Raw genomic sequence first — 26987 nt, 5'->3', positions numbered from 1 at the left:
TGCGTTTTCCGGGAGGACATCATGGCGCTGCCCGCTCTCTTGAAGGATTCGCTCGAGCTGCCCGTGGTCGGCTCGCCGCTCTTCCTCGTCTCGGGCCCTGAGCTGGTGATCGCCCAATGCAAGGCCGGCATCGTCGGCTCGTTTCCGGCGCTCAATGCCCGTCCGGTGGAAAAGCTCGACGAGTGGTTGAGCCGCATCGAGGACGAACTCGGCGAATACAAATCGCTCAATCCCGGCAAGAAGGTCGCACCCTACGCCGTCAACCAGATCTGCCACGCCTCCAACGACCGGCTGATGAAGGACATGGAGACCTGTGTGAAGCACAGGGCGCCCATCATCATCACCTCGCTGCGACCGCCCGCCGAGCTCGTCGAGGCCGCGCATTCCTACGGCGGCCTCGTGTTCCACGACGTCATCAACGTCAAGCACGCGCGCAAGGCGGCCGAGCAAGGCGTCGACGGGCTGATCCTGGTCTGCGCCGGCGCTGGAGGACATGCAGGAACGCTCTCGCCTTTCGCGCTGGTACGTGAGGTCAAGCAATGGTTCGACGGCGCGATCCTGCTGTCGGGCGCAATCAGCGATGGCTTCGCAATCGCCTCCGCGCTGACGCTGGGCGCCGACCTCGCTTATATGGGCACGCGCTTCATCGCGACGAAGGAAGCCAATGCTGACGAAGCCTACAAATCCGCCCTGACGCAGCACGCCGCCCACGACATCGTCTACACCAACCTCTTCACCGGCGTGCACGGCAACTATCTCGGCCCTTCGATCGCCGCGGCCGGGCTCGATCCGGACAACCTGCCGGCCGCGGACAAGACGAAGATGAACTTCGGCTCCGGCGGCAACATGAAATCCAAGGCGTGGCGCGACATCTGGGGCTCGGGCCAGGGTATCGGCCAGATCGCAGACGCGCCGCCAGTCGCCGAACTCGTCGACCGGATGAAACGGGAATTCGACCAGGCCCGACAGGATTTCCTGATGCGCGCCAGCGCCTGACGACTCGGAACGACAATAAAACGGGAGGACACCATGAAGCTGGCAGCCGCACTGATCGGCATGTCGTTGCTGACGCTCGCCGGCGGCAGTGCCCATGCCGAAGGCAGCGACGAGATTCGCATCGGGCAGACCCTGCCCTACAGCGGTCCGGCCTCTGGCTTCGGCGCGATCGGACGGACGCAGGAAGCGTTCTTCGAGAAGGTCAATGCCGAAGGCGGCATCAACGGCCGCAAGATCAAGTTCATCACGCTGGACGACGCCTATTCGCCGCCAAAGACCGTTGAGCAGACCCGCAAGCTGGTGGAGCAAGAGGAGGTGCTGATGATGTTCGGCTCGCTCGGCACCGCCACCAACAGCGCCGTGCAGCGCTATCTCAACGCCAAGAAAGTGCCGCAGCTGTTCGTGCTCTCCGGCGCCACCAAATGGGCCGATCCGCAGAAGAACCCGTGGACCATGCCGGGCATGGCGGCCTACGAATCCGAGGGCGTGGTCTATGCCAAATACATTTTGCAGGCCAAGCCCGACGCCAGGATCGCGATCCTGTCGCAGAACGACGATTTCGGCCGCGACTATGTCGCGGGGTTCAAGCGCGCGCTCGGGCCCAAGGCCGCAAGCATGATCATCGCGGAAGCGAGCTACGAGACCAGCGCGCCGACGATCAGCTCGCAGCTCTCGACCTTGAAGGCCTCCGGCGCCAACGTGCTGTTCGGCGTCGTGCTCGGCAAGTTCACCTCGCAGATGGTCAAGGGCGTGGCCGAGATCGGCTGGAAGCCGGAGCTGTTCTTCGTGCCGACCTCGGCGTCGTCGATCTCTTTCCTGGAACCGGCAGGGCTCGACAACGCGGTCGGTCTGATCTCGTCGAGCAACCAGAAGGACACGATGGACCCGCAATGGGCCGACGATCCCGGCGTAAAGGAATACTTCGCCTTCATGAAGCGCTACATGCCGACCGCGGACCTCTCCAACTCCAACTACGCCGCGGGCTATCACTATGCCACGCTGCTGATGACCGTGCTGAAGGCGTGCAAGGACGATGTCAGCCGCGACAACATCATGCGCCAGGCGGCCTCGCTGAAGGATGTGAAGCTGCCGCTGCTGCTGCCGGGAATGGCTGTTGCGACCGGCCCCGACGACTATCTGCCGTTCCAGCAGCTTCAGCTCCGGCGTTTCAACGGCAAGAGCTGGGTCGGCTTCGGCGACGTGCTGGATGATCGCTAGACGAGCGGAATGAGGAGACGCCATGATCATCAGCGGCGAACGCCAGATCAGCTATGACGACATCCGGGCCCGGATCAAGCGGGTGATGAGCGGCTTCCGTGCCCTGGGGCTTGCGGAGGCAGCGCCGGTCGCGATGATGCTGCGCAACGATTTCGCCCTGTTCGAGGTGGTTGCCGCTTCCGCCGCGCTGGGCAGTCCGGTGGTGCCGATCAACTGGCATCTGAAAGCCGAGGAGGTCCGTTACATCCTGGCCGACAGCGGGGCGAAGATCCTCGTCTGTCATGCCGATTTGCTGCCGCAGATCCGCGACGGCATACCGGCGGATGTCCTTCTCCTGGTCGTCGCGACGCCGCCCGAACTCGCGGCGACCTTCTCGATCCCTCGGGAGCTGACCGAGATCCCTGTGGGACTGACCGATTGGGACCGCTGGCGCGACGACCATCCGCAAGCGCAGGAGCCACCGCGCCGGGCGGCAGCGATGATCTACACGTCGGGGACTACGGGCATGCCGAAGGGTGTGCGGCGCATGCCGATGCAGCCCGAACAGGCGGCCGCCTCGGAACGCGTGGGCGGGATCGCCTATGGCATCAAGCCGCGGGAAGACCAAATCGTGCTGATCAACGGGCCGATGTATCACTCGGCGCCGCATTCCTACGGCATGCTGGCGTTCCGCAGCGCTTGCACCATCATCCTCCAGGCGCGGTTCGATGCCGAGGAGCTGCTGGCGCTGATCGAGCGCCACCGCGTCACGCACATTCACATGGTACCGACCATGTTCGTCCGGCTGCTGCGGTCGCCCGAAGCGGTCAGGCAGCGTTACGACCTGTCGTCGCTGCGTTTCGTCGTGCACGGCGCCGCGCCCTGCCCGCCAGACGTCAAGCGCGCCATGATCAACTGGTGGGGACCCGTCATCAACGAATATTTCGGTTCCACGGAGACCGGGATCCCGGTCTGGCACTCGGCCGAGGAAGCCTTGAAAAAGCCCGGCACGGTCGGCCGCGCCATCGAAGGCGGCATCGTCAGGATCTTCCGCGATGACGGCAGCCCGTGCGGTGCCAACGAAGTCGGCGAAATCTACATGCGCCAGACGGCAGTGCCCGATTTCGACTATCACGGCAGGACGCAGGCAAGGGCCGAGGCCGGCCGCGACGGTCTCGTCAGCGTCGGCGACGTCGGTTACCTCGACGAGGACGGCTATCTGTTCCTGTGCGACCGCAAGCGCGACATGGTGATCTCCGGCGGCGTCAACATCTATCCCGCCGAGATCGAGAACGCGCTGATCGGAATGCCCGGCGTGCGCGACTGTGCCGTGTTCGGCATACCCGACGCGGAATTCGGCGAACAGCTGTGCGCCTTTGTCGAGCCTGAATCGGATGCCGGGCTCTCGGCCGACGCTGTCCGATCGTTCCTGCGCGAGCGGCTTGCCAATTTCAAGGTGCCGAAGGACGTCGAATTCCGCGACGCGCTGCCGCGCGAGGCAACGGGAAAGATTTTCAAGCGCAAGCTGCGGGAGCCCTATTGGGCGACGTGAAAACAGGCGACGCGTCCGAGAGTGCGAGACCGTATTAACGGGAACGAGTGGCAATCGTTCCTGGGCCTCTTCAATATCGAGCAATTTGAAGACGCGCGCTTCCGTCGCAAAATGGAAGAGCAACCAATTCGAATCTCGTCTGTTATCGACCGGCACAATCACTGCCGGAGGATAAACTATGTCACGTCTAATTTCGCTCGCTGCGGCTCTCCTGCTGCTCGGATCGGTACCCGTAAGCGCGCAGTCGCAAAAGGCACAAAGCGGCCCGGGCAACAATGCGGTCAACAGCTCTGATCACAACAACTCCAACGCACCGGTCGCAGGCCGCAACAGCTTCACCGAGGGCCAGGCGAAGTCGAAGATCGAGGGCGCGGGCTATTCCAATGTTTCCGGCCTGCAAAAGGACGACAACGGCGTCTGGCGCGGCAAGGCCGACAAGGCCGGGACCAAGGCGGACGTGAGCGTCGATTTCCAAGGCAACGTGAACCCCGCCAAGTAAGGAGGATAAAACATGACCACCACCATTTCTCGACTCTATGACACCTATTCGGATGCGGAACGTGCGGTCAGCCGCCTGGAGGCCGCGGGCGTGCAGCACTCCGACATCAGCATCGTCGCGAACAATTCCGATAATTGGTACGGCTCATCCACCGGCAAGGTCGACCGCGATCGCGACGGCGTCGACGATCGCGCCGAAGGCGCCGGCACGGGTGCCGGCATCGGCGCGGGCCTCGGAAGCGCGGCGGGCCTGCTTGCAGGACTCGGCTTGCTGGCCATTCCGGGACTCGGACCGGTGGTTGCCGCCGGATGGCTGGCTTCGACCGCAGTTGGTGCCGCGGCCGGCGCCGCGACGGGCGGCATCGTCGGCGCGCTGACCGAAGCCGGCGTCTCCAAGGACGATGCGTCGCGCTACGCGGAGGGCGTCCGTCGTGGCGGAACGCTGGTATCGGCGCGGGTCCCCGACCAGGACCGCTCACGGCTCGATGCTCTTCTGCACGAAAAGGCCGTGAACCTGCAGGAACGGAGCACCGCCTGGCAAAAATCCGGCTGGAACGGCTTCGATGCCGCAAGCCCGCCGCTGTCGCCTGACGATGTCGGCCGTGAGCGCGAGTTGTACGGCAATGGGATGCGGGGCAGATAAGGATCCGCGAACCAAAACGACAGCACGAGGAGGCTCCACTCAGGTGGAGCCTTTTTCGTCATACACCTCTCTCGTTCCGCGAGCGTGCGGCGGGCATCTCGCAGCGCTCACCGGCGTATTCCGCCTGAGCAGGGCCACATGCTTTCGCTGCTCGGGTAAAGCGCTTTCGATACCCCTCCTTCCAGTATAGCTTTCGACCCTAGAGGAAACGCCGCGAAGACGGCACGAGGTCGCGCATGCTGGACAGGACCAAGGATATTGCCGCATCCGCGCAGGCCTGGCTCGACGAATTTGAGCGCACGCTTGGCGCACCCGATGGCGCTGGGCTGGATCGTCTTTTCCTCGCCGACAGCTATTGGCGCGACGCGCTGGCACTCAGCTGGAACCTGCAAACGATCGCCGGCGGCGATTCGATCAAGCGGGAGCTGACAACGCTCGCCGCACGGGTCGCGCCGGGCAGCTTCAAGATCGCGCCGAACCGGGCGCCGCCGCGCTGGGTCACGCGTGCCGGGACCAACACGATCGAGGCGATCTTCAATTTCGAAACCGCATTGGGACGCGGCAGCGGCATCGTCAGGCTTGTGCCCGACGCCGCCGACGGCGACCGCCTGAAAGCGTGGACGCTCCTTACCGCGCTCGACGAGCTCAAGGGCTTCGAGGAGCAGCTCGGCACCTCGCGGCCGCGCGGCCAGGCCTATTCGCGCGACTTCCGTGGACCGAACTGGCTCGACCTGCGCAACGCCTCGCGCGACTACGCCGCTCGCGATCCTACCGTGCTGGTGGTCGGCGGCGGCCAGGCCGGACTCGCGATTGCGGCGCGGCTGAAGCAGTTGAAGATCGACAGCCTGATCGTCGATCGCGAGGCACGGATCGGGGACAATTGGCGCAAGCGCTACCACGCGCTGACCCTGCACAACCAGGTGCAGGTCAATCATTTGCCCTACATGCCGTTTCCTCCGAGCTGGCCGACCTATATTCCCAAGGACAAGCTCGCCAACTGGTTCGAAGCTTATGTCGAGGCGATGGAGCTCAACTTCTGGACCGACACCGAATTCGAAGGGGGCGCCTATGACGATGCCAAGGGCAATTGGACCGTCACGTTGCGACGTGCTGACGGTGGCAAACGGACCATGCACCCGCGCCATGTGGTGATGGCAACCGGTGTCAGCGGCATCGCCAATGTGCCTTTCATCCCGACACTCGACAACTTCAAGGGCACGCTGCTGCATTCGAGCCGCTACGAGGACGGCGAACACTGGACCGGCAAGCGCGCCATCGTCATCGGCACCGGCAACAGCGGTCACGACATCGCGCAGGATCTTCACTCCAGCGGCGCCGAAGTGACGCTGGTGCAGCGTTCACCTACGCTCGTCACCAATATCGAGCCGTCGGCCCAACTCGCTTATGCGACCTACAATGAGGGCACGCTCGAGGACAACGATCTGATCGCGACCTCGATGCCGACACCGATTGCGAAGAAGACCCATGTGATGCTGACGGAGCAGTCGAAGCAGCTCGACAAGGAGCTGCTCGACGGCTTGCGGCGCGTCGGCTTCAAGCTCGATTTCGGCGAGGCCGGCACCGGCTGGCAGTTCAAATATCTCACCCGTGGGGGCGGCTATTATTTCAACGTCGGCTGCTCCAACCTCATCGTCGAAGGCGCGATCAAGCTCAGGCAGTTTTCCGAGATCGAGAGCTTCGTCGCCGAGGGCGCCCGGATGAAGGACGGCGCGACTATTGCCGCCGATCTGATCGTGCTCTCGACCGGCTACAAGACGCAGGAATATCTGGTGCGGAAACTGTTCGGCGACGGCGTCGTCGACCGGGTCGGCCCTATCTGGGGCTTTGGCGACGGCCTCGAGCTGCGCAACATGTATGCACGCACCAGGCAGCCCGGCCTCTGGTTCATCGCCGGCAGCCTCGCGCAATGCCGGATCAACTCGAAATATCTCGCGCTCCAGATCAAGGCGATCGAGGAAGGGATTTTGGGGCGTGAGGCGGGCGCAATTTGAGCCTCCTCGTCATTGCGAGCGCAGCGAAGCAATCCAGTGTCTTTCCGCGGACACAGTCTGGATTGCTTCGCTGCGCTCGCAATGACAGTGTGGAAACGATCGCGCATCGCCGACACCAATAAGAGGAGAACACCCATGCCAGCCATTCTCGGCACCGGCGAGCACCGCTACCGCGTCGTTGAAAATTTCGCAAAGCTGCCGGACGGATGGCAGCTCACCGACGTCGCTTCGGTCGCCGTCGACAGCAAGGACCGCGTCTACGTCTTCAACCGCGGGGCCCATCCGATGGTGGTGCTGGACCGCGAGGGCAATTTCTTGCGCAGTTGGGGCGAAGGCCTGTTCTCGCGCGCCCATGGCCTGCACATCGATGCCGACGACAATCTCTATTGCACCGATGACGGCGACCACACCGTGCGCAAGTGCAGCACAGACGGCAAGGTGCTGCTGACGATCGGCATTCCCGAGAAACCGTCGCCGTTCATGAGCGGCGATCCCTTTCACCGCTGTACCCACACCGCGCTGTCGCCGAAGGGCGAAATCTACGTCTCCGACGGCTATGGCAATGCGCGCGTGCACAAGTTCACGCCCGGCGGCAAGCTGATGACAAGCTGGGGCGAGCCCGGCACCGACCCCGGCCAGTTCAACATCGTGCACAACATCGCCACCGATGCGGACGGCTTTGTCTATGTCGCCGACCGCGAGAACCATCGCGTTCAGGTGTTCGACGGCAACGGCAAGTACGAGACGCAGTGGAACAATCTGCACCGCCCTTGTGCGCTATGCCTTTGCGGTGGGGCTAAGAGCCCGACCTTCGTTATCGGGGAACTCGGCCCTGGCCTGGCGGTCAACCGCAAGGTACCCAATCTCGGCCCGCGGTTGTCGATCGTGGACGCCAAGGGCAACCGCATCGCGCGGCTCGGCGGCGAGGCAGGCCCGGGCGTTGCGAGCGGAAAATTCCTGGCACCGCACGGCGTTGCACTGGATTCCAGGGGCGACATCTATGTCGGCGAGGTCGGCGTCACCGACTGGAAGACCAGCTTTCCGGATGAGGAGATGCCGGCCGCGGTGCGCGCGACGCGATGTTTGCAGAAGCTGGAGCGGGTGCGGGAGTAGCTGCCTCGGCACATCCACATCGCGCTGTCAGGACGACGCTGCCTCCGCGGCCTCGGACCTGGAATCACGGCGTTTTTCGCGCTTTGCCACCCCCCGGCCGCGTTGCTTGCGCCGGAATAAGTCGCTCAACGGGCTTCACAATCCCGTCACGCTGCATGTAGTATGTCAGTTACGTGCTGCTTCGCAGCGTACATTGGAGGCCAGGAGCGTTACTTGAACGCACATGTCTCGCAAGGCCATTGGCCGGTGTTGGTGCTGAATGCGGACTTCCGGCCGCTGAGTTACTACCCACTGTCTTTGTGGTCGTGGCAGGACGCGATCAAGGCGGTATTCCTCGACCGCGTCAACATCGTCGCGCATTACGATCAGGCGGTCCATAGCCCCACGCTGCAAATGCAGCTACCGAGCGTGGTCTCGCTCAAATCCTTCGTCAAGCCGACCACCCACCCTGCCTTCACCCGATTCAACGTCTTCCTGCGCGATCGTTTCGCCTGCCAATATTGCGGCTCGCCCGAAGACCTCACCTTCGACCACATCATCCCGCGCAGCAAAGGCGGCCAGACCACCTGGGAGAATGTGGTTGCGGCGTGCTCGCCCTGCAATCTGCGCAAGGGCAATCTGACGCCGGTGCAGGCCAGGATGTTTCCACGCCAGCACGCGTTCGCGCCGACCGTGCACCAGCTCCACCGTAACGGCCGGCTGTTCCCACCGAACTATCTGCACGACAGCTGGCTGGATTATCTCTACTGGGATACGGAGCTGGATCCGTAGCGTCGGCGTGCAGGCCCTCGGCAGTCCATCGTTGACTCGCGCCGCTCAACGCCGGGAGAGATCAGCGAGCTTCGCTATCTGCGCGCCTGCTCCAGATCGACCTGATAGACAGAAATCCGGTCGATCTCGAATGCGACGGTAGGCGGCGACTCCGCGTCGACCGGACCGACGCCGAGAAAGAATTTCGATCCGATCGCGAGATTGACGATCATGTACATGGGATCGTCGAAACCGATCGGCACCTTGATGTCGGACACCGGCCTGCGATCGATGAAATAGACCAGGCGATCCTCCTCCCACAGCACGCCGTAAGTGTGGAATGCGCTCGACGCGTCGCCGACCGCGAAGTCGAAGCCGCAGGACTGGATCTTCTGGGTCGAGGGAATCCGCCAATGCGTCGTCATCACGAGATCACCCGGCTTTTCGCCGCGGCCTTCCAGCACGTCGACCTCCGGCGGCCAGCCGCCGTCATCCGCCAGCATCCAGAACGCCGGCCATACCGCATGTCCGACCGGCACCTTGGCGCGGATCTCGAAATAGCCGTGCTTCTGCGCGAACGTGCCCTGGGTCGTCAGTATCCCGGAGATGTACTCGTTGTCGAACAGCACCGGCTTCAAGCCCGGCGGCGTGCGGCTGGCGACGATCGACAGCACGCCGTCCTTGACCTTGAAGGGATCGAGCCCGAGCGGCGCCGCCGCGCGCCCGGCGTAGCGCGGATCGACATAGATCTGTTGCTCGCCATTGGCGCTGGTCTTGCGCTTGAACTCGGAGCCGTCGCCGCCCCAATAGCGCGCCTCCGGCCAGGCCGCACCGCCAGCGTAATGCGGCACCCAGCGTCCGTTCGCCAGCGGATGCTCGTCAAAATCCTCATTGAAGGTCCGGCGTAGCGGCAAGAAGACCAGCGAGGCCGGATTGACCTCCTCCAGCCGACGGCACTCGATGGTGGAGGGATCGGTCGTGACCTGCAGCGACATGCTCACCGGGGCACCGTCGAGATCGTCCTGCGCGATGGCCGGCGCAGGCACTACGCAGAGACCGATCGCAGCAAGAGCGCCCCTCGTCCAACGCGCGATCATCACCGCTCTTCGAAGATGCCAGAGGAAGGGCGGAAGTTAGCTCGCCCATATCGGGACGGGCAAGAGCGGGCCCGCGACCGCGCGCCAATTCGGGAGCGCCACCCGCCCACGCCATCCGGATTTTCGTGCACTTATAAAAAATGGAGCACCGCGCGCGGCAGGCGACCGGCGGGTCTCCCTCGGGGACGGAACTCGAAGCGCCGGCATCCGTTCAGAGTCGAGGCCGGATGTCGCGCGGACGCCAGTTGTCCGCGACAGACATATCCGGCCCCGCCACAGCACAAGGGGAGAATAGTGATGGCCACAAGCGAGACGGATCACGTCTACAAGATCCTGGAACTGGTCGGATCGTCCGAGACTTCGATCGAGGATGCGATCAAGAACGCGGTCAGCCGGGCCGCAAAGACCGTTCGCGAGATGAAATGGTTCGAGGTTGTGCAAACGCGCGGCCATATCGAGAATGGTGCCGTGCGCCACTACCAGGTGACGCTGCGGGTCGGCTTCACGCTGGATGAGTAAGGCAGAAAACGCCGGGCGAAGCCGACGCCCGACGCCAGCCTGGTTAGCTCGACAATAGCTCCGTCCATTGCCGAGGATTGTTCCAACCGGAAGCGCACAATCCGCGCGGATGTTGCAACAGGCCGTTAAGGCCAAAGTGAGAGGTTTGCGCCGAAATGGAGCAAGCCTGATGACCACGGGTCGCGAACTCGGAAAGACTCGCCTTCCGCTCTGGGCAGCGGGTTTCGTCATCTTGACCTGCTTCGCCATCCTCGGCTTGAGCGCCTGGCGTGAATGGGAAACACGCGATGCAGATCTCAAGAACGCCGAGATCGACGTCGCCAATCTGGCGCATTCGCTGATCCAGCACGCGGACGACACCTTCGAACTCGTTGATACGATCCTCGTCGGGCTGGTCCATCGGCTCGAAATCGACGGCACGGGTCCGGACACGATTACCAAGCTTCAGGCCTATCTGCCGACACGGAAATCGTCAGACCGCATCCGCGGCATCTTCGTTTATGACGCGACCGGGCAGTGGCTTGCCACGACCGAGCGGCTCGACTTCTCCAAGCTCAACAACAGCGACCGCGGATACTTCCAGCGTCATCGCGACTCGCCCGAGATGGGCACGTTGATCGGAGCGCCCGTGAAGAGTCGAGCCGGCGGCCAATGGGTCGTCACCGCGTCCCGCCGGATCAACGATGCCGACGGCGGCTTCGCCGGCGTTGCCCTGCTCACGATCGACGTCAGCTATTTCGTCAAGTTCTACGAGCGGTTTGACATCGGTCCGAACGGCTCGACGTCGCTGCTCAGCGATAGCGGTATCATGCTGGCGCGCAGCCGCGACGACAGCGGCGCCTTTGTCGGACGCGACCTGTCCAACGCGCCCTTGTTCAAGGGATGGGAAAGTCGTCCCGCCGCAGCAGTCTACTATTTCAAGTCGCCGCTCGATGGGGTCCAGCGGCTTAGCTACTACCAACGCAGCAGCCGCTATCCCCTGATGGTGCTGGCGAGCAAGTCGCGGGACGACGTGCTGGCGCCCTGGCGGCAAGCCGCGGCAGCGCGCACCACCTTCGTCCTCGGCCTCGTGCTGCTGATCGCGGTGATCGGCTTCTACCTGGTCCGTCAGCTCGTACAGCGGCAGCGCATGGCCCAGGCCCTCGTCGTCAACGAAGCAAACTTCCGTCTGTTAGCCGAGCAATCCAGCGACATGGTGACCCGGATCGGGCTGGACAACCGGCTGCTCTACGTTTCCCCCTCGTGCGTACGCATCACCGGCTGGTCGTCCGACGAACTGCTGTCCACCTCGGCCCTGGCCGGCATTCACGCCGACGACATGGAGCGGGTCGAGCAGGCTATCGCCGCGCTGAGGAATGGCGAGGCCGAGGAGGCGCGGTTCGTCTATCGCCAGCGTCACCGCGACAAGGGCGAGATCTGGGCGGAGGCGGCGTTGCACGTGACCCTGGCGTCGGACAGCGGCGAGATCGACGGCGTCGTCGCGGTGGTGCGCGACATGACGGAGCAGAAGGATCTTCAGGACAAGCTCGCCTCGCTCGCAACGACCGACGGCCTTACCGGCCTCGCCAACCGGCGCACATTCGACGAGCGTCTCGCGGACGAATGGGCGCGCGCCAGGCGCGACGGCACGCAGCTCTCGCTCCTGCTGATCGATGTCGATCATTTCAAGAAGTTCAACGATCATTACGGCCATCTGGCGGGCGACGGATGCCTGCGCGCGCTGGGCCGGATCCTGTCAGCCCACACCAAGCGCCCGGCCGACCTCGCGGCGCGCTACGGTGGCGAAGAATTCGCCGTGCTGTTGCCGAACACCGGTCCCGAGGGCTGCGCCGAGGTCGGCGATGGGATTCGCAAGGCGCTGCACGATCTCGCCATGCTGCATGCGCAAAGTCCCCCCTCGCGCCTGGTGACCGCAAGCGTTGGCGGCGCGACGAGTCTGCCATCCCAAACCACGGCGGACTGCAGCACGCTGGTCGCCGCCGCCGACCGCGCGCTCTACGCCGCCAAGGACAACGGCCGTGACCGGCTGGTGATGTCGGGACAGGTCGTTCCCTGGCCCGCCAGGAGCGCGTGACGGATCGACCGTTGCGCCGGATTTGTCGCCTGCGCCCCAGCGCGTTATGACTTGGAGCACGGCCGGATGTTCGGCCAATCCGAGAGTGCCGCTGTGACTGGTAGAATCAAACTCGTCCTCTTCGACATGGACAATGTCCTCTGCGACTACGACAGGGCAAAGCGTGTCGCATGGCTGGCGAAGCTTGCGGGGACCACGAACGAATCCGTCCACAAGGCGATCTGGGACAGCGGCTTCGAGCTGCTCGGCGATTCCGGCACTCTCGACGCCGCGGACTATTTGCGGGGTTTCGGCGAGCGCATCGGCTATCCGCTGTCACTGGACGAGTGGATCGAGGCGCGACGCCGTTCAATGCAGGCCGATCTTGCGATGCTGGAGATTGCCGGCAGCTTGCGTTTGAGGCTTTCAAGCAGGCCCTGTCGGAGCACGGCCTGCTTCACGCTTGAATGCGCGCTCCGCTTTTCCCGGCGTCAGGCGAGATGGCACGCCACAAAGTGCCCGCCCGCTCCCTCCTTCAGCTCCGGTGCGCTTTCCGCGCAACGCGGCTGTGCGATAGGACAGCGGGTGTGGAAGTGGCACCCCGACGGCGGCTTCATCGGGCTCGGAACGTCGCCCTTGAGGCGGATGCGCTCGCGCTTGAGCTTGGGATCGGGCACCGGCACCGCTGACAACAGCGCCCTCGTGTAGGGATGCTGCGGATTGCGGTAGAGGTCGCTGGCCTTGGCGAGCTCGACGATACGGCCAAGATACATCACCGCGACGCGGTCGGAGATGTGCTCGACCACCGACAAATCGTGCGCGACGAAGAGATAGGTGAGGTTCAATTCAGCCTGGAGATCTTCCAGCAAGTTGATGACTTGCGCCTGGATCGAGACATCGAGCGCGGACACCGGTTCGTCGCAGACGATCAGTTTCGGCTCGACCGCGAGCGCGCGCGCGATCACGATGCGCTGGCGCTGGCCGCCGGAAAACTCATGCGGATAGCGGCGCATGTGCTCGGCCTTGAGACCGACCTTCACCAGCAGGCTCGCAACGCGATCCTCGCGCTCCTTGGCCGATGAGCCGAGCTTGTGGATGACGAGCGCCTCGCCGAGGATGGCGCCGACCGTCATGCGCGGATTGAGGGAGGCGAACGGATCCTGGAACACGAGCTGCATGTTCCGCCGCATCGCGCGCAAATCGGTGCCGCCGAGCTGGCCGACATCCTGGCCGTCGAACACGACCTCGCCGTCGGTCGGCTCGATCAGGCGCAGCACGCAGCGTCCCGTCGTCGACTTCCCGCAGCCGGATTCGCCGACGAGGCCGAGCGTCTCGCCGCGATTGACCGAGAACGAGACCCCGTCGACCGCATAAACGCTGCCGACCTGACGAGACAACAGGCCGCCATGCACGGGAAAATATTTCTTCAGGCCGCTGACGCGGAGCAAGGGCTCGGTCATGCTGCGCCTCCCAACTGCGTATCTCCCAGATGACAGGCCATGCGGTGGCCGGGCGCGATCTCGCGCAGCAGCGGCTCCCTCTCGGTGCAGACGCTCATGGCGTGGCGGCAGCGCGGCGCGAAGCGGCAGCCGACCGGCGGATTGATCAGGATCGGCACCGAGCCGCCGATCGCCTCCAGCCGCACCTTGTGCTCGCTGGCGAGATCGATGCGCGGGATCGAGCGGATCAGTCCCTGGGTATAGGGATGGCCGGGATTGCCGAAGAGCTCGTCGACAGACGCCTCCTCCACCACCTTGCCGGCATACATCACGACGACGCGCTGCGCGGTCTCGGCGACGACGCCCATGGCATGGGTGATCAGCATCACCGCCATGCCGAAACGTTCCTTCATGTCCTGGAGCAGGTCGAGGATCTGCGCCTGAATGGTGACGTCGAGGGCCGTGGTGGGCTCGTCGGCGATGATCAGCTTCGGCTTGCAGGCGAGCGCCATCGCGATCATCACGCGCTGGCGCATGCCGCCGGAGAACTGATGCGGATAGTTGTGCACCCGGCCTTCGGCATTGGGAATCTGCACCAGCTTGAGCATCTCGATGGTGCGCTCGAGCGCCTGTTTCCTGGTGACGTTCTCATGGCGGCGCAGGCTTTCGGCGATCTGCTCGCCGATGGTCAGCACCGGATTGAGCGAGGTCATCGGCTCCTGGAAGATGAAGCCGATCTCCTTGGCGCGGATCTCGTCGAGCTGACTGCTCGTCAGCGGCACGAGATCGCGGCCTTCGAAGATGATCTCGCCCGCCGCGATGCGGCCCGGCGGCATCGCGATCAGCTTGAGGATCGACATCGCGGTGACGGTCTTGCCGCAGCCGGATTCGCCGACGACGCAGAGCGTCTCGCCGCGATTGATGGAGATGTCGACACCGTCGACGGCCTGGAGGATGCCGTCGTCGGTGGAGAAGTGGGTTTTCAGTCCCTTGATCTCGAGCAGCGGCGCCATCAGATCACCCGCCGCGCATCGAGCGCGTCACGCAGGCCGTCGCCGATGAAGTTGATGGCGACCACCGCGATGAAGATCGCGCCGCCCGGAAACAGCGCCCAGTGCGGGCCGATGTCGAGAAAGTCCTTGGCATCATAGAGCAGCCGGCCCCAGGTCGGGGTATCCGGAGGGAAGCCGAGGCCGAGGAAGGACAGCGTCGATTCCGCGATGATGGCGGCGGCCACGTCGATGGTGCCGGCGATGATCACCGGACCCAGCGCATTAGGCAGGATATGGCGCACTACCTGCCGCACCGGGCTTGCCCCGAGCGCGCGCGCGGCTTCGACGAATTCCTTCTCACGGATCGACAGGAACTGCGCCCGAACGAGCCGGGCGACGGGCATCCAGCGCAAGCCACCGATCACGAGCACGATCAGGATGAAAATGCCGCCCTCGGGGCCGAAAGCGGCCTTCAGCCCGTCGCGGAAGAGATAGATCAGCAGCAGCAGCAGGGGCAATTGCGGCAGCGACAGAAAGAGATCGGTGAGCCACATCAGCCCATGACCGAGCGCGCCGCGCGACATGCCAGCGAGCGCGCCGATCAACACGCCGACAAAGACCGAGACCAGCATCGCGGCGAGACCGACCGCGAGCGAGATGCGCCCGCCATAGATCATGCGGGCGAGGATATCCTGCCCGAGATCGTCGGTGCCAAAGGGATGGGCCAGCGACGGCCCCTGCATGCCCGCCACGATGTCGATGTCGTCGATCTTGACCCGCCAGACGAAGGGGCCGACCACCACCGCCAGGATCAGAACGAGGAGCAGGAACGCGCTGACCACGGCAAGCTTGTGCCGGCTATAGCGCCGCCACGTCTCGCGCCAGGGCGAGTAGACGCGCCGCTCAGCGGAGGGAGATGCGAGGGTCAAGCCAGCCATAAAGAACGTCCGCGATGAGATTGAACAGCACGACCAGGCACGCAAAGACGAAGGTGACGGCCATCACCACCGGCGTGTCGTTGGAAAGGATGGAGGAGATCAGCAGCGAGCCGATGCCGGGGATGCGGAAAATCTGCTCGGTGACGATCGCGCCGCCGAACACCGCCGGGATTTGCAACGCAATCAGCGTGACGACCGGGATCATCGCGTTACGCATCACATGCTTGATGATCACCCGCCGCTGACCGATGCCCTTGGCGCGCGCGGTGGTGACATAGTCGAGCCGGATGACGTCGAGCATCGCCGAGCGCACGAAACGTGTCATCGACGCAGCCTGGAACAGGCCGAGCACCGCCACCGGCATGATCGCCTGACGGATCATCTCGAGCACCCAGTGAATACCAGTGCCCTTGATGTCGGTCGTGTAGACGAAAGGCAGCCAGTCCAGCGTGACCGAGAAGATCAGGATGAACAGGATGCCGGTGAAGAAGGTCGGCAGCGAGAAGCCGACAAAGGCGAGCGTGTTGGCGACCTGGTCGAACAGCGAATAAGGTTTCGTCGCGGCATAGACCCCGACCGGGATCGCGATCAGGAGCGCCAGAATCTGCGCCGAGCCGATCACGTAGAGCGTCGTGGGCAGTCGCTGGAGAATGAGCGTGTCGACGTTCATCCGGCTGACGAAGGAGAAACCCCAGTCGCCGTGCAGCATGGCGTTGAGCCAGTGCAGGTAACGAAGGTAGATCGGATCGTCGAGGCCGAACTTCGCCCGAAGCGCGAGAGCGACTTCGGGCGGCACGTTCGGATTGGTCGCCAGCTCCGAGAAAGGATCGCCCGGGGCGAGTGCGAGCACGACAAACAGCACCAGAGAGATTCCGAGCAGGCTCGGAATCGCGATCAGGAGGCGACGCAGGACATACTGGCTCATGAAGAAGGACCGCTCTAGGCGTGCGTGATCATTCTTCGCGGTACCAATCGAACAAATTGTCGGTCTCGTTGGCCCAGCCGGAAACGACCGGGCGCAGATTGTTGGCGGCCGCCTCGACCTTCAGGCGGTGCTGTACCGGGATGAAAACGATGTCCTGGTACATGAGATCATTGGCCTTGATGTAGAGCGCCGCGCGCTTGACCGGATCCATCTCGCCGTCCGCGGCCAGGATGGTCGCGTCGTACTCCTTGTTGACCCAGCGCGGGAAGTTGGTGCCCTGCCACTTGTTCTCCTTGGTGGCGACGAGGTTCGAAAGGTAGCGACGCATATGCTGCGACGGATCGGGCTGGCTCAGCGGGATCTGGAACATCTCCATGTCGGCGTAGAACTTGGAATAGGTATCGGGATTGCCGACGTCGGAGGAGAAGAACACGGAGGCGACCACCGATTTCAGCTCGACGTCGATGCCCGCCTTCTGGCACGCCTGCTTGACGATCGCCTGCGTCTTCTGGCGCGGCCCGTTGATCGCGGTCTGGTAGAGGAGCTTCAGCTTCTTGCCGTCCTTCTCGCGGATGCCGTCGGCGCCCGGCTTCCAGCCGGCGTCGTCGAGGATCTTCGAGGCCTTCTCGACGCTGAACTCCCACGAGGTGTTCTTGGACACGAATTTTTCGGGCCCGTTGAGGAAGTTGGCGGTGGTACGGCCAGCGCGGCCGTAGATCGCCTTCTTGACTGACTCGCGATCGATCAGCAGCGAGAGCGCCTTGCGCACCGCTGGATCAGAAAACAGCGGGTGCTTGGTCTTCGTCGAGGAGCGTTCGCCATCGACCTCCGTGTTGGGGTCGGTGAAGTTCAGTGCGATGAATTCGGTGTCGCCACCCACGGCGTAGACGGTCTTTCCCTTGCCGCCCTTCTCCAGGCGCAGCAGCACGTCGTCCTCGACCTGAATGTTCCAGCCGAAATCATATTCGCCGGTCTGGATCACCGCGCGCGCGGCAGAGACGGCGTCGCCGCCGCCCTTCATCTCGATCGAATCGAAATAGGGCCGGTTCGCCATGTGATAATCGGGATTGATCACGCCGCGGACAAGATCGCCCGGCTTGAACTCGACGAACTTGTAGGGGCCGGTGCCGACCGGCGAGAGGTTGGTCGGCGCCTCCCGCGACTTGGACCCCATATAGTCCTTGAACAGATGTTTCGGGATGATGGTATTGGGAGCCCCGACAAAAGCGTCGGCCCAGAACGGCGTGGGCTTGTTGAAGAGGATGCGGACCGTGAGGTCGTCCACCTTCTCGACGGTGATGTCGCGGAGCGTCGCGATCGTCAGCGCGGAGGTCGCCGGATCCTTGGCATATTCCCAGTTGAAGACGACGTCGTCGGCCGTGAACGGCGTGCCGTCGTGCCATTTGACGCCGGGCTTGAGCTTCCAGGTCACCGACTTGCCGTCGGCGGCGAGGCCACCGTTCTGGATCGAGGGAGTTTCGGCGGCCAGAACCAGCTTCATGTTGCCGTCGGGATCCCAACAGGCGAGCGGCTCGTAGAACAGGCGCGCGCCGTCCTGGTCCTTGGTGCCGGTGGCAAAATGCGGATTGAGCAGGGTGGGCCCCTGCCACCACAGCAGCTTGAGCGCACCACCGCCGCCGCGCTTGGTCGGCTTGTAGGTCGAGGCGCCCTCAGCCATCGCGACGCCGCCAAGCGCGAGGATCTGGTTGGCCAAAGGCGCGGTGAGACCCACGGCAGCCAGGCGCTGAATGAAGCCGCGGCGATCCATCCGCCCGTCCTTCACGTCACCGATCATCGAACGCAGTTCTTTATCCAGCATGGTTGTCCCCGTCTGGTTCCCGTATGGATGCAGGCGGTCGCGCGGGGCGACCACCAAGTTGGCTGGCGGTAGATGGCACACCGAATGGGCCGCGCGTCAACCGGGACCGTGTGTATGCAAACGGTCTTCTGACTGTCTGTTGGGCAAAATCATATTCCGCAGCCCATCCGTTCGGCAATCCAGCATCAAAACGCGCTGAATTCCGCGCTGCACTGCAGAAAATTTGATCGCCGGATCAGACGAAGTATCGAGGCGAATTCTACGCCACGGACATGTCGAGCGGCGGCGCGACATGGTCTGGCAGCGGACAGACGTAAGGCGTCTTGGCCGTCCGCTTCTTAAGGTCAGCCTTGGCAGCCTTGATCAGCTCCGGGTCCGTCAGCGCCTTGATGCCGATGCCGGCCATCGCCTTGGCGGCCTGCACCATGGCCTTGTGGGCATGCGCGCTCTTGCCCTGCGCGACCACCTGCCAGGTGTGGAAGGGCGTACCGATTGCAACCGTGGGTGCGTGAACCTGCACGGTCGGCACCACCCAGCTCACGTCGCCGACGTCGGTCGAACCGACCAGCGGATTGCGCTTGGCATCGAGTGGCACCAGGAAGTCAGCCAGCGGCCGGTCGGTCGGCTCCATGCCGATCGCGTAATAGACCGACTCGATGTCCTTGTCGCTCAGCGTCGCGCGGATCTCCGTGGCAAAGCCCTTGTCTGCGTCGTCGAAATGCGGCGGTCCGAGCTCTTCCATGACCCGGTGCAGCGCGTGCTCCAGCGGCGTGTTCGGCAGGATGTTGGAGACCGCGGAGATGATCTTCATCTCGACCTTGGTCTCGGTCATCAGCGCCGCGCCGTCCGCGATCTTGCTCACGCGTCCGACCAGCTCGTTCATGCCGGGCAGATCACGGGCGCGGATCGAATAACGCACGCGCGCATGCGCCTGCACCACGTTCGGGGCGATGCCACCGGTGTCGAGCAGCGCGTAGTGCACGCGCGCGTCGCTCGGCATGTGCTCGCGCATATAGTTCACGCCGACATTCATCAGCTCCACGGCGTCGAGCGCGGAGCGGCCGAGATGCGGCGAGGCCGCCGCATGCGAGGTACGGCCGGTGAAAATGAAGTCGGCGCGGGTGTTGGCGAGTGACGGCGTCACCGCGACTTCCCAGAAGCTGTGCGGATGCCAGGTGATGGCGATGTCGGCGTCTTCAAATGCGCCGGAGCGCACCATGAAGGCTTTTGCCGCGCCGCCCTCCTCCGCGGGGCAGCCGTAATAGCGCACGCGACCCGGCACCTTGTTCTCGGCAAGCCAGTCCTTCACCGCCGTCGCGGCGAGGAGAGCTGCGGAACCGAGCAGATTGTGACCGCAGCCATGGCCGTGGCCACCGGTCTCGACCGGACGATGCTCCGCGACGCCCGCCTCCTGGCTGAGGCCCGGCAGCGCGTCATATTCCCCCATGAAGGCAATGACCGGTCCGCCCTCGCCCCATTCGCCCATCACCGCGGTCGGAATGCCCGCGACCTGCTCGGTGATGCGAAAGCCCTGATGACGCAGCTCGGCAAGATGCTCGGCGGCGGACCGCGCCTCGGTGTAGCAGACTTCGGGCATGCCCCAGACCTTGTCGCTGAGGTCGATGAAACGTGCCTTGATCGTGTCGATGCCACGCCAGATGTCGCTGCGGTTGTCCATGCTTCGGTCCGTGATCTCTAGGTCAAACGAAGCGGCAATGGTTAGCAGCTTCATTGTACGGCGCCTAGCACCTCGCCGGACAGCAGCCATGCGGTCAATGCCGGAGAGCCGCCCGACCGACCGACCGTGCATAACCGGTCCTGTGCCTTTCAAAGATTTCACACGGCGTTCTCTGGAATAGTTAGGAACGAGGCTTTCAAGACGGCCTCCTCCGGCCTAAATTATGCGTGCTTCGTGCGTCGTTCCGCTAGCCACGGCGGAGCGATGCTCTCAGCCAGGAGAACTCGATGCCCGCCCTGACCGAATGGAGAGTGCCGCCGGCCAATCAACCGCGTGCGAGCGATTACGATTTCGATCTCGACCGCGCGCTCGCCTCCGTCGTCGGCCTGCATGCCATCATCCCGCCGGACGCCTTCAGCGCCGAGACACTGGGGACCGAACGCGCCGGCAACGGCGTCGTGATCGACGATGGGCTGGTGCTCACCATCGGTTATCTCATCACCGAAGCAGAGTCCGTGTGGCTGCATGTCGGAGACGGGCGCGTGGTGGAAGGACATGTGCTCGGCTTCGACGCCGTCACCGGCTTTGGCCTGGTGCAGGCGCTCGGCCAGCTCGACGTCGCCCCCTTGCCGCTCGGTGTCTCGGCCGAGACCCGGCTCGGCGACCGCGTCGTGGTCGGCGGCGCCGGGGGACGCACGCGTTCGGTCGCGAGCCAGATCGTGGCCAAGCAGGAATTCGCCGGCTACTGGGAATATCTGCTGGACGAGGCCATCTTCACCCATCCCGCGCACCCGAACTGGGGCGGCACGGCGCTCCTCAACGAGCGCGGCGAGCTGATCGGCATCGGCTCGCTGCAGCTCGAACGCGAGCGCGACGGCAAGGCCGAGCACGTCAACATGATCGTGCCGATCGACCTGTTGAAACCGATCCTCGACGATCTGCGCAAGTTCGGTCGCGTCAACAAGCCGGCACGGCCATGGCTCGGACTCTTTTCGACCGAGATCGACAACCGCGTGGTGGTGATCGGAATCTCCGCCAATGGTCCCGCCGCCCGCGCCGAGCTCAAGACCGGCGACGTCATCCTCGCGGTCGACGGCGAGAAGGTCACAAGCCAGACCGGCTTCTACAAGAAGCTGTGGGGCCTCGGTGCCGCCGGGGTCGACGTGCCGCTGACGGTACATCATGAAGGCGTCACCTTCGACGTCACGGTGACCTCGACCGATCGCTTCAAGCTCTTGAAGGCGCCGAAGCTGCACTGACAAGGCGAACTGACGCAGGGAAACGACGATGAGCGAGGCCGTCGTTGACGACATCGTGGCCGTGCTGCCGCCGCTGCTCAATGCGCTGGAAGCGCTCGCATTCTTTCAGCGAAACCTGCACCCGCCGGCCTTCGGCTCCGTGATGAACGCGATCGGTGTTCCCGACGAGGCGCTGCAAACGGCACGCGCGGCAATCGGGGAATGGCCGGGGCAGTTCACCGGACTGCGCGAGCGGCTCGATCGTGCCTGCGACGAAACGCTCGCCGCCTTTGCCAGCCTGCGCGAGGTTGAGCGTGGCAATGGCGACCTCGTCGCGGTGTTCCGCGCGCTGCGCCATGTGCCGCGCGCGCAGGAGGCACTCTATCCGCTGGCCGTGCAGTTTCCGCCGGTCAGCAGCTTCTTCCTCAACGCCGCCATGCGCGAGAATGCCGACCTGTTGTCGCGGCTCGAAGCCGGCGCGGACGCGCACACCGGCATCATCCACGATCACAACGAGCCCGGCAGCCGCGGCGGCTTTTGGGTCTACGTGCCCGAATATTATACGCCCGATCGCGCCATGCCGCTGGTGGTGGCGCTGCATGGCGGCAGCGGCAACGGCCGCGGGTTTCTGTGGAGCTGGCTGCGCGACGCCCGCAGTCTCGGTGCAATCCTGGTGGCGCCGACCGCGACCGGCCCGACCTGGGCCCTGATGGGTGACGATTCCGACACGCCCAACCTCACGCGCATTCTCGAAACGGTGCGCAGCCGCTGGACCATCGACGCCTCGCGCATGCTGCTGACCGGCATGAGCGACGGCGGCACCTTCTGCTACGTCACCGGGCTCGACGGCGCCTCGCCCTTCACGCATCTCGCGCCAGTCTCGGCGACCTTCCACCCGCTGATGGCGGAGATGGCCGACGCCACACGCCTGCAGCGCCTACCGATCTTCATCACGCACGGCAAGCTCGACTGGATGTTTCCGGTGCAGACCGCGCGGCAGACGCAGGCAGCCCTCGCCGCCGCCGGCGCGAATGTCACCTATCGCGAGATCGACGACCTCAGCCATACCTATCCGCGCGAGATCAACGCGGAGCTGGTGCAGTGGCTGAATGGAGAATGAACGACCTCTCCTTACCTGCGCCGCACTGTCGCGGAACAATCGATCCGGGTCGACGTTATCGCCCGTCATTGGAGGTTTCGCGATGCGGATGTTTCTTGGAATGATTTTGGGCGCGCTGCTGCTCGGCTGCGGCGTGTATGTCTATGACTCCATGCAGACGTCGTCGGTTGCTAATGGCGAGGTCGCGACGACCAATCGCACCATCGTGAACTGGGATGTCGCAAAAGCCGACTGGGACGCGCTGCGCGATCGCGCGCACAAGGACTGGGTCCGCATCTCCTCGAAGTAACGACGTGGTATCATGAATGAAATGAGGCGCCGTCGCGGGTCCGCGGCGGCGCCTTCGTCTTGCGCGGTGAATATCGCTCGGCTCAGTTCATCTTGGCCTTGCGGGCGTCGGCGATGACCTGCTCGAACTCGTTCATGCTGAGCACGCCCGGCACGCGGTACTTGCCGACGATGAAGGATGGGGTGCCGCGGAAACCGAAGGCTTCGGCCTGCTCGTTGTTGCGCTTGAGCAGAGCGTCGATGTCCTTGGCGTGGTCGGCGAGATCGCGCTTCAACCGATCCATGTCGACGCCGGCGGCCGCGAGCAACTCGTTGATGCGTGGCTCGGTCAGGCGCGAGCTGACGCCCATCATGGCGTCATGGGCCTGGTGGTACTTGTCCTGGAATTTCGCCGCGAGCGCCGCCCGCGCGGCGGTGACCGAGACCGGCCCGAGGATCGGCCAGTCCTTCATCACCAGCCTGACCTTGCCGTCGTCCTGGACGACCTGACGCAACTCGGGCTCGAGCTTGCGGCAATAGGGGCAGTTATAGTCGGACCATTCGATAATACTGATATTCCCGTCGGGATTACCGGCGACGGGAACATCCGGGTCGCGCAGCACCTTGGCTTCGGTCAGCACCTCGTCTTCGTCGGTCGCCGCGCCCGCCGAGGTGATTCCACCCGCGACAAGGGCGCCCGCCCCAATCAGCGTCAGCGCCGCGCGCCGCGTCGGCACAACGGCTTTATTCCTGAATCCAGCCATATCTCGTTCCATTTCGGTCCCATCTCCGTCGATACGGTTCGAGACGGGGAATTGTTACAGCTCATATAGAGTGTCGCGGCGCCGATGTCATCGCACCAGCAGCGTGACCGCCAAGGGTACCAGGAAGGAGGTCACCAAGGCGTTCAGGCTCATGGCGATCCCGGAAAAGACGCCGGCGATCTCGTCGACCTGGAACGCTCGCGCGGTACCGATCCCGTGCGCGGCAAGGCCGGCGGCAAAGCCGCGGGCGCGGAAATCGCTGATGCCGGTGCGGTTCATCAGCGGCGTCACGATGATCGCGCCCATAATGCCCGTAAGGATGACCGCAACCGCAGCCAGCGAGGGATCGGCGTGCAGGGATTCGGCGATGCCCATGGCAACGCCGGCCGTGACGGATTTCGGCGCGAGCGACAAAACCACTTCGTGCGGCAGACCGGCAAGTTGGGCCAGTAACACCACGGACACCACGGCCGTGACCGATCCCGCGACCAGCGCCACCAGCATTGGCACGATCGAGGCGACGACGCGCTTGCGGTTCTCGTAGAGGGGAACAGCCAGCGCGACCGTCGCGGGCCCCAAAAGGAAATGCACGAACTGCGCGCCGGCGAAATAGGTCGTGTAGGAGGTGCCGGTTAGCAGCAGGAACGCGCCGACGATCCACATCGCATGCAGCACGGGATTGGCGAGCGGATGGCGCCGCGTCGCCAGCGACACCGCGTCCGTACCGGCATAGACCAGCAGCGTCACTGTCAACCAAAGCAGCGGCGACTGCGAGAGATAGACCCAGAGCGAGAACGGATTGTCCTTCATCGCGCGTCCTGTTGCCTCAACAGGCGGCTGACCAGGCGGAAAGTGAGTACGGTTGCGAGCAGGGTGACGACCACCGACAGCGCGAGCACGAGGATGATGGCGATGCCGTGGGACGCGAGCAGATCGAGCTTCTGCACGACGCCGACCCCGGCCGGCACGAACAGCAGCGACAGATGCGCGAGCAGACCCTTGCTCGCCGTCTCGACGCCATCATCACGCAGCGGCCCGCGCGCGAGAAGCGCAAAGCGGTCGCGCGCGAGCAGCAGGATGAGGAGCAGCAAGAGGCCAAGCACCGGGCCCGGCATCGGCAGGCCGAGGCCGCGCACGACGGCTTCGCCGATCAACTGGCAGAGAAGAATTAGACCAAGGCTTGCAAGCATGACCGGAGTATCAAGGGATGCGCCGGCGGTCTTGTCAATCGCCGCTGTGCAGCGGTCGTGCGCGGCGCTTGCGCAGCCGCAACGCGCGGCAGCATTGCCATCAGCGTCCCGGTCATCATGGCGATCAACGTGACCTTGCCCTCGTGCTCGGCAAATGCCTTTGCCTCGCAAAAGGTCAGCGTGCGGCCGGGCTTGACCACCTCGGCCTTGAAGACGAAACGCTCGCCCCGCGCCGGCGCGAGCAACGTGGTCTTGAACTCGACGGTGAGGATATCGGCCTCGCACGGCATCAGGGTGAAGGCAGCGACACCACAGGCATTGTCTAGTCCTGCGGTAATGATGCCGGCGTGGACAAAGCCGTTCTGCTGTGTGAGGGCCGGCGAATGCAGCATGGCGAGTTCAGCCTCGCCCGGCGCAAGGCGGACGATCGCGATGCCGAGCGTGTGCATTGCCGGCTGGCGATCGAACATGGCGATGGCAGCCGCGCGGTAGCCCGGGTTCTTCGGCTCGTATGCGGCCATGGCTCAGGCCTCCGCCGGCTCGGCGAAATGTCTCAAGGCGATCTCGCGAATGTCGTCCGTGAACGGCACCGATTTGCGCTGGCTGCGGTCCATGTGCACGCCCGTGATCTCGCAGAACGCGGCGATCTCGCCGGTCTCGGCATTGGTCATGTCGTGCCGGAAGCGGATCGATTTGTCGCGGATCTCGAGCAGGTGACTGCGGATCTCGACGATGTCACCGGCGAGCAGCTCGCGCTTGTAGGTGATGTTCTGCTGCACGGCGGCCATGCCGCGGCCGGAGCCGCGCAGATAGCTCGGCGTCAGCCCGAGCCGGGCGAACAGATTCCAGTTGGCCTCGTCGAATTTGCCGACATACCACATAATGTTCATGTGGCCAACGTGATCGCACTGCCACGGATAGACCGTGCCGCGATAGGTCGCCTCCTGCTCCATCGCAATTCTCCCTGACCTTTTCTGGCTTTGATTGTTGATACGGTAGCGTATCAACCTCCTCCCGCGTTAGCAATACGGTACCGTATCAAGAATCGGCGAGGCTGCCTGCATGAGTGACGGCAAAGGCGATGTCTGGGTCGAGGCAGGGTTCACCGAACTCGCCCGATCGGGGGTCGAGGGGGTGCGGGTCGAGGTGCTCGCCAAGAATCTGGGCGTCACCAAGGGCGGCTTCTACCGCCGCTTCGCCGACCGTGCCGCGCTGCTCGGTGCCATGCTGGAGCGCTGGCGCGAGGGGCGCTCAACGGCGATCGCGCAGCAGACGAGCCTTGATGGCCAAGAGCCCCGTGAACGGCTGAGGGCAGTGATCCAGCTCTATTCGGAGCGGCTCAATCCGGACGGGATGGCGATCGAGCTTGCGATCCGGCAATGGGCCCGCTCGGACGAGGGCGCCGCGGCAGCGGTGGCGAAAGTGGACGCGGCGCGGCTGAAGCACGTCGCCGAACTCTATCGCGCGACCGGCCTCGAGACCGAGGCAGCTGAAGCGCAGGCTTTCCTGTTCTACTGCTTCATCTTCGGCCAGAGCCTGCTGTTCGTCGAGCGCGGCCCGCGCAAGCGATCGCAGCTCGTGGCGAAATCGGCCGAGAAGCTACTGGATTAAAGCAAGAGGCCGGAGCTTGGCTCCGGCCTCTGCGTCGTCTTGAAGCCTCAGGCGGCGCCCTTCAGCTTCTTGTTGCATTCGCTGTAATAGCCGCCGCCCTTCTCGATCCACTTCATGCCGCCATTGCCGTTGGTGGTCTTGTTGGCGTTGTACTGGTCGACGCAGGTGTGCAGGCGCCCCTTGCCGGGGGTTTCCTTGGCGTATTTCGGATCAACGGCGTTCGGATAGATCGCGGGGCCGGCCGGCAGGGTCGGCGCGGCAGCCGGGGCGGCCTCCTTCTTCGCCTGCTTCGGCTCGGCGGGAGCGGCGGGCGCAGCAGGAGCGGCCGCGGTCGGCGCAGCCGCTGGCGTCGCGTCCGCGCCGCACTGGGCCTTGCGGAAGTCATTCCACTTCGTGGTGCCGAGCGAGCCGTCCTTCTTGGCGGCCTGGTATTTCGCGCTGCACTCCTGCGAGGTCAGCGCCTGCGCCGGCGCACTCACCACCAGCGCGGCAAAGCCCGACAGCGCAACTGCACACAGCAACTTTGATTGCATGGTCATCCTTGGTCTCCTCCTTGATCTTCCCCCGAGGGAAGTG

General features: G+C 64.2%; 27 protein-coding genes and 1 pseudogene. 15 read left to right on the top strand and 13 right to left on the bottom strand.

Annotated elements, in window-relative coordinates; translation table 11 throughout:
- The first annotated feature begins 21 nt into the window (after nucleotides 1–21).
- The 8 genes from IVB41_RS05425 (at nucleotide 22) to IVB41_RS05390 (ending at nucleotide 8782) form a co-directional block, all read left to right on the top strand.
- A complete protein-coding gene (locus IVB41_RS05425) occupies nucleotides 22–996 on the top strand; it encodes a nitronate monooxygenase family protein (RefSeq protein ID WP_247285803.1) in 975 nt (324 codons plus the stop codon).
- Between the two features lie 33 nt (nucleotides 997–1029).
- Complete coding sequence (locus IVB41_RS05420) at nucleotides 1030–2214, top strand: ABC transporter substrate-binding protein (RefSeq protein WP_027565629.1); 1185 nt, start codon at nucleotides 1030–1032, stop codon at nucleotides 2212–2214.
- A gap of 22 nt (nucleotides 2215–2236) precedes the next feature.
- The gene (locus IVB41_RS05415; protein ID WP_247427596.1) at nucleotides 2237–3745 is read left to right on the top strand and encodes an acyl-CoA synthetase; all 1509 of its coding nucleotides are present in this window, start codon (nucleotides 2237–2239) and stop codon (nucleotides 3743–3745) included.
- Nucleotides 3746–3923: 178 nt separating this feature from the next.
- The gene (locus IVB41_RS05410) at nucleotides 3924–4244 is read left to right on the top strand and encodes a PepSY domain-containing protein (protein ID WP_027565631.1); all 321 of its coding nucleotides are present in this window, start codon (nucleotides 3924–3926) and stop codon (nucleotides 4242–4244) included.
- 12 nt (nucleotides 4245–4256) lie between these two features.
- Nucleotides 4257–4886, top strand: a complete 630-nt coding sequence (locus tag IVB41_RS05405; RefSeq protein ID WP_247427593.1) for a hypothetical protein — start codon at nucleotides 4257–4259, stop codon at nucleotides 4884–4886.
- Between the two features lie 236 nt (nucleotides 4887–5122).
- Nucleotides 5123–6898 carry an NAD(P)/FAD-dependent oxidoreductase gene (locus tag IVB41_RS05400; protein WP_247357785.1) on the top strand — a complete coding sequence of 592 codons (1776 nt, stop codon included), beginning with the start codon at nucleotides 5123–5125 and terminating at the stop codon, nucleotides 6896–6898.
- 135 nt (nucleotides 6899–7033) lie between these two features.
- Nucleotides 7034–8011: a peptidyl-alpha-hydroxyglycine alpha-amidating lyase family protein gene (locus tag IVB41_RS05395; protein WP_247357784.1), complete on the top strand. Its 978-nt coding sequence runs from the start codon at nucleotides 7034–7036 to the stop codon at nucleotides 8009–8011.
- Nucleotides 8012–8224: 213 nt separating this feature from the next.
- Nucleotides 8225–8782 (top strand): HNH endonuclease, encoded by a 558-nt coding sequence (locus IVB41_RS05390; protein WP_247357783.1) that lies wholly within the window; start codon nucleotides 8225–8227, stop codon nucleotides 8780–8782.
- A 74-nt stretch (nucleotides 8783–8856) separates the two neighbouring features.
- Here IVB41_RS05390 and IVB41_RS05385 read toward each other — a convergent pair whose 3' ends face one another.
- A complete protein-coding gene (locus IVB41_RS05385) occupies nucleotides 8857–9858 on the bottom strand; it encodes a family 16 glycosylhydrolase (protein ID WP_247427589.1) in 1002 nt (333 codons plus the stop codon).
- A gap of 297 nt (nucleotides 9859–10155) precedes the next feature.
- On the opposite strand from IVB41_RS05385, the gene IVB41_RS05380 reads away from it, so the two are divergent.
- The 3 genes and pseudogenes from IVB41_RS05380 to IVB41_RS05370 form a co-directional block, all read left to right on the top strand.
- Nucleotides 10156–10377 (top strand): dodecin, encoded by a 222-nt coding sequence (locus IVB41_RS05380; RefSeq protein ID WP_018453224.1) that lies wholly within the window; start codon nucleotides 10156–10158, stop codon nucleotides 10375–10377.
- A gap of 169 nt (nucleotides 10378–10546) precedes the next feature.
- Entirely contained in the window at nucleotides 10547–12451 is a 1905-nt protein-coding gene (locus tag IVB41_RS05375) for a sensor domain-containing diguanylate cyclase (RefSeq protein ID WP_247427586.1), read from the top strand.
- A gap of 66 nt (nucleotides 12452–12517) precedes the next feature.
- Nucleotides 12518–12847, top strand: a pseudogene (locus tag IVB41_RS05370) (HAD family phosphatase); the annotation flags it as partial.
- Between the two features lie 74 nt (nucleotides 12848–12921).
- Here the strand turns inward: IVB41_RS05370 and IVB41_RS05365 are convergent.
- The 6 genes from IVB41_RS05365 to IVB41_RS05340 form a co-directional block, all read right to left on the bottom strand.
- A complete protein-coding gene (locus IVB41_RS05365) occupies nucleotides 12922–13890 on the bottom strand; it encodes an ABC transporter ATP-binding protein (RefSeq protein WP_027565638.1) in 969 nt (322 codons plus the stop codon).
- The gene (locus tag IVB41_RS05360; protein WP_007615332.1) at nucleotides 13887–14882 is read right to left on the bottom strand and encodes an ABC transporter ATP-binding protein; all 996 of its coding nucleotides are present in this window, start codon (nucleotides 14880–14882) and stop codon (nucleotides 13887–13889) included. The genes IVB41_RS05365 and IVB41_RS05360 overlap by 4 nt, the downstream gene beginning before the upstream one ends.
- Complete coding sequence (locus IVB41_RS05355) at nucleotides 14882–15799, bottom strand: ABC transporter permease (RefSeq protein WP_007615333.1); 918 nt, start codon at nucleotides 15797–15799, stop codon at nucleotides 14882–14884. Before IVB41_RS05355 ends, IVB41_RS05360 begins: the two co-directional genes overlap by 1 nt.
- The gene (locus tag IVB41_RS05350) at nucleotides 15765–16724 is read right to left on the bottom strand and encodes an ABC transporter permease (protein ID WP_007597394.1); all 960 of its coding nucleotides are present in this window, start codon (nucleotides 16722–16724) and stop codon (nucleotides 15765–15767) included. The genes IVB41_RS05355 and IVB41_RS05350 overlap by 35 nt, the downstream gene beginning before the upstream one ends.
- Before the next feature lie 28 nt (nucleotides 16725–16752).
- Complete coding sequence (locus IVB41_RS05345) at nucleotides 16753–18543, bottom strand: peptide ABC transporter substrate-binding protein (protein ID WP_247427562.1); 1791 nt, start codon at nucleotides 18541–18543, stop codon at nucleotides 16753–16755.
- Between the two features lie 259 nt (nucleotides 18544–18802).
- Nucleotides 18803–20221 (bottom strand): M20 family metallopeptidase, encoded by a 1419-nt coding sequence (locus IVB41_RS05340; RefSeq protein ID WP_247427559.1) that lies wholly within the window; start codon nucleotides 20219–20221, stop codon nucleotides 18803–18805.
- Nucleotides 20222–20508: 287 nt separating this feature from the next.
- On the opposite strand from IVB41_RS05340, the gene IVB41_RS05335 reads away from it, so the two are divergent.
- The 3 genes from IVB41_RS05335 to IVB41_RS05325 all read left to right on the top strand — a co-directional run bounded on the left by IVB41_RS05335 (nucleotide 20509) and on the right by IVB41_RS05325 (nucleotide 22868).
- Nucleotides 20509–21480 (top strand): S1C family serine protease, encoded by a 972-nt coding sequence (locus IVB41_RS05335; RefSeq protein ID WP_027565642.1) that lies wholly within the window; start codon nucleotides 20509–20511, stop codon nucleotides 21478–21480.
- A gap of 28 nt (nucleotides 21481–21508) precedes the next feature.
- A complete protein-coding gene (locus IVB41_RS05330) occupies nucleotides 21509–22579 on the top strand; it encodes a phospholipase (RefSeq protein WP_247427557.1) in 1071 nt (356 codons plus the stop codon).
- An 82-nt stretch (nucleotides 22580–22661) separates the two neighbouring features.
- Nucleotides 22662–22868: a hypothetical protein gene (locus IVB41_RS05325; protein WP_027514183.1), complete on the top strand. Its 207-nt coding sequence runs from the start codon at nucleotides 22662–22664 to the stop codon at nucleotides 22866–22868.
- Nucleotides 22869–22950: 82 nt separating this feature from the next.
- Here IVB41_RS05325 and IVB41_RS05320 read toward each other — a convergent pair whose 3' ends face one another.
- The 5 genes from IVB41_RS05320 to IVB41_RS05300 form a co-directional block, all read right to left on the bottom strand.
- Entirely contained in the window at nucleotides 22951–23610 is a 660-nt protein-coding gene (locus tag IVB41_RS05320) for a DsbA family protein (RefSeq protein ID WP_247427553.1), read from the bottom strand.
- 87 nt (nucleotides 23611–23697) lie between these two features.
- Complete coding sequence (locus IVB41_RS05315; protein ID WP_027565645.1) at nucleotides 23698–24420, bottom strand: LrgB family protein; 723 nt, start codon at nucleotides 24418–24420, stop codon at nucleotides 23698–23700.
- Nucleotides 24417–24800, bottom strand: a complete 384-nt coding sequence (locus tag IVB41_RS05310; protein WP_247406828.1) for a CidA/LrgA family protein — start codon at nucleotides 24798–24800, stop codon at nucleotides 24417–24419. Before IVB41_RS05310 ends, IVB41_RS05315 begins: the two co-directional genes overlap by 4 nt.
- A complete protein-coding gene (locus tag IVB41_RS05305; RefSeq protein WP_247427550.1) occupies nucleotides 24779–25321 on the bottom strand; it encodes a PaaI family thioesterase in 543 nt (180 codons plus the stop codon). Before IVB41_RS05305 ends, IVB41_RS05310 begins: the two co-directional genes overlap by 22 nt.
- Nucleotides 25322–25324: 3 nt before the next feature.
- Nucleotides 25325–25753, bottom strand: a complete 429-nt coding sequence (locus IVB41_RS05300; protein WP_247427547.1) for a thioesterase family protein — start codon at nucleotides 25751–25753, stop codon at nucleotides 25325–25327.
- A 109-nt stretch (nucleotides 25754–25862) separates the two neighbouring features.
- Here IVB41_RS05300 and IVB41_RS05295 point away from each other — a divergent pair, with 109 nt between their 5' ends.
- Nucleotides 25863–26411, top strand: a complete 549-nt coding sequence (locus IVB41_RS05295) for a TetR/AcrR family transcriptional regulator (RefSeq protein WP_247285775.1) — start codon at nucleotides 25863–25865, stop codon at nucleotides 26409–26411.
- A gap of 47 nt (nucleotides 26412–26458) precedes the next feature.
- Here the strand turns inward: IVB41_RS05295 and IVB41_RS05290 are convergent, their stop codons facing one another.
- On the bottom strand, nucleotides 26459–26950 hold the full coding sequence (locus IVB41_RS05290; RefSeq protein ID WP_247285773.1) for a hypothetical protein: 492 nt from the start codon (nucleotides 26948–26950) through the stop codon (nucleotides 26459–26461).
- Nucleotides 26951–26987: the final 37 nt, after the last annotated feature.

Source organism: Bradyrhizobium sp. 44, from assembly GCF_023073095.1.
GTDB lineage: Bacteria > Pseudomonadota > Alphaproteobacteria > Rhizobiales > Xanthobacteraceae > Bradyrhizobium.
The sequence above is the reverse complement of the archived record's forward strand: the minus strand, read 5'-3'. Positions and strand labels throughout refer to the sequence as shown.

Excerpts from the sequence above, each read along its gene's own strand:
- IVB41_RS05425 (WP_247285803.1), top strand. The coding sequence starts at position 22 with ATGGCGCTGCCCGCTCTCTTGAAGGATTCGCTCGAGCTGCCCGTGGTC.
- IVB41_RS05420 (WP_027565629.1), top strand. The coding sequence starts at position 1,030 with ATGAAGCTGGCAGCCGCACTGATCGGCATGTCGTTGCTGACGCTCGCC.
- IVB41_RS05415 (WP_247427596.1), top strand. The coding sequence starts at position 2,237 with ATGATCATCAGCGGCGAACGCCAGATCAGCTATGACGACATCCGGGCC.
- IVB41_RS05410 (WP_027565631.1), top strand. The coding sequence starts at position 3,924 with ATGTCACGTCTAATTTCGCTCGCTGCGGCTCTCCTGCTGCTCGGATCG.
- IVB41_RS05405 (WP_247427593.1), top strand. The coding sequence starts at position 4,257 with ATGACCACCACCATTTCTCGACTCTATGACACCTATTCGGATGCGGAA.
- IVB41_RS05400 (WP_247357785.1), top strand. The coding sequence starts at position 5,123 with ATGCTGGACAGGACCAAGGATATTGCCGCATCCGCGCAGGCCTGGCTC.
- IVB41_RS05395 (WP_247357784.1), top strand. The coding sequence starts at position 7,034 with ATGCCAGCCATTCTCGGCACCGGCGAGCACCGCTACCGCGTCGTTGAA.
- IVB41_RS05385 (WP_247427589.1), bottom strand. The coding sequence starts at position 9,858 with ATGATCGCGCGTTGGACGAGGGGCGCTCTTGCTGCGATCGGTCTCTGC.
- IVB41_RS05380 (WP_018453224.1), top strand. The coding sequence starts at position 10,156 with ATGGCCACAAGCGAGACGGATCACGTCTACAAGATCCTGGAACTGGTC.
- IVB41_RS05375 (WP_247427586.1), top strand. The coding sequence starts at position 10,547 with ATGACCACGGGTCGCGAACTCGGAAAGACTCGCCTTCCGCTCTGGGCA.
- IVB41_RS05365 (WP_027565638.1), bottom strand. The coding sequence starts at position 13,890 with ATGACCGAGCCCTTGCTCCGCGTCAGCGGCCTGAAGAAATATTTTCCC.
- IVB41_RS05360 (WP_007615332.1), bottom strand. The coding sequence starts at position 14,882 with ATGGCGCCGCTGCTCGAGATCAAGGGACTGAAAACCCACTTCTCCACC.
- IVB41_RS05355 (WP_007615333.1), bottom strand. The coding sequence starts at position 15,799 with ATGGCTGGCTTGACCCTCGCATCTCCCTCCGCTGAGCGGCGCGTCTAC.
- IVB41_RS05350 (WP_007597394.1), bottom strand. The coding sequence starts at position 16,724 with ATGAGCCAGTATGTCCTGCGTCGCCTCCTGATCGCGATTCCGAGCCTG.
- IVB41_RS05345 (WP_247427562.1), bottom strand. The coding sequence starts at position 18,543 with ATGCTGGATAAAGAACTGCGTTCGATGATCGGTGACGTGAAGGACGGG.
- IVB41_RS05340 (WP_247427559.1), bottom strand. The coding sequence starts at position 20,221 with ATGGACAACCGCAGCGACATCTGGCGTGGCATCGACACGATCAAGGCA.
- IVB41_RS05335 (WP_027565642.1), top strand. The coding sequence starts at position 20,509 with ATGCCCGCCCTGACCGAATGGAGAGTGCCGCCGGCCAATCAACCGCGT.
- IVB41_RS05330 (WP_247427557.1), top strand. The coding sequence starts at position 21,509 with ATGAGCGAGGCCGTCGTTGACGACATCGTGGCCGTGCTGCCGCCGCTG.
- IVB41_RS05325 (WP_027514183.1), top strand. The coding sequence starts at position 22,662 with ATGCGGATGTTTCTTGGAATGATTTTGGGCGCGCTGCTGCTCGGCTGC.
- IVB41_RS05320 (WP_247427553.1), bottom strand. The coding sequence starts at position 23,610 with ATGGCTGGATTCAGGAATAAAGCCGTTGTGCCGACGCGGCGCGCGGCG.
- IVB41_RS05315 (WP_027565645.1), bottom strand. The coding sequence starts at position 24,420 with ATGAAGGACAATCCGTTCTCGCTCTGGGTCTATCTCTCGCAGTCGCCG.
- IVB41_RS05310 (WP_247406828.1), bottom strand. The coding sequence starts at position 24,800 with ATGCTTGCAAGCCTTGGTCTAATTCTTCTCTGCCAGTTGATCGGCGAA.
- IVB41_RS05305 (WP_247427550.1), bottom strand. The coding sequence starts at position 25,321 with ATGGCCGCATACGAGCCGAAGAACCCGGGCTACCGCGCGGCTGCCATC.
- IVB41_RS05300 (WP_247427547.1), bottom strand. The coding sequence starts at position 25,753 with ATGGAGCAGGAGGCGACCTATCGCGGCACGGTCTATCCGTGGCAGTGC.
- IVB41_RS05295 (WP_247285775.1), top strand. The coding sequence starts at position 25,863 with ATGAGTGACGGCAAAGGCGATGTCTGGGTCGAGGCAGGGTTCACCGAA.
- IVB41_RS05290 (WP_247285773.1), bottom strand. The coding sequence starts at position 26,950 with ATGACCATGCAATCAAAGTTGCTGTGTGCAGTTGCGCTGTCGGGCTTT.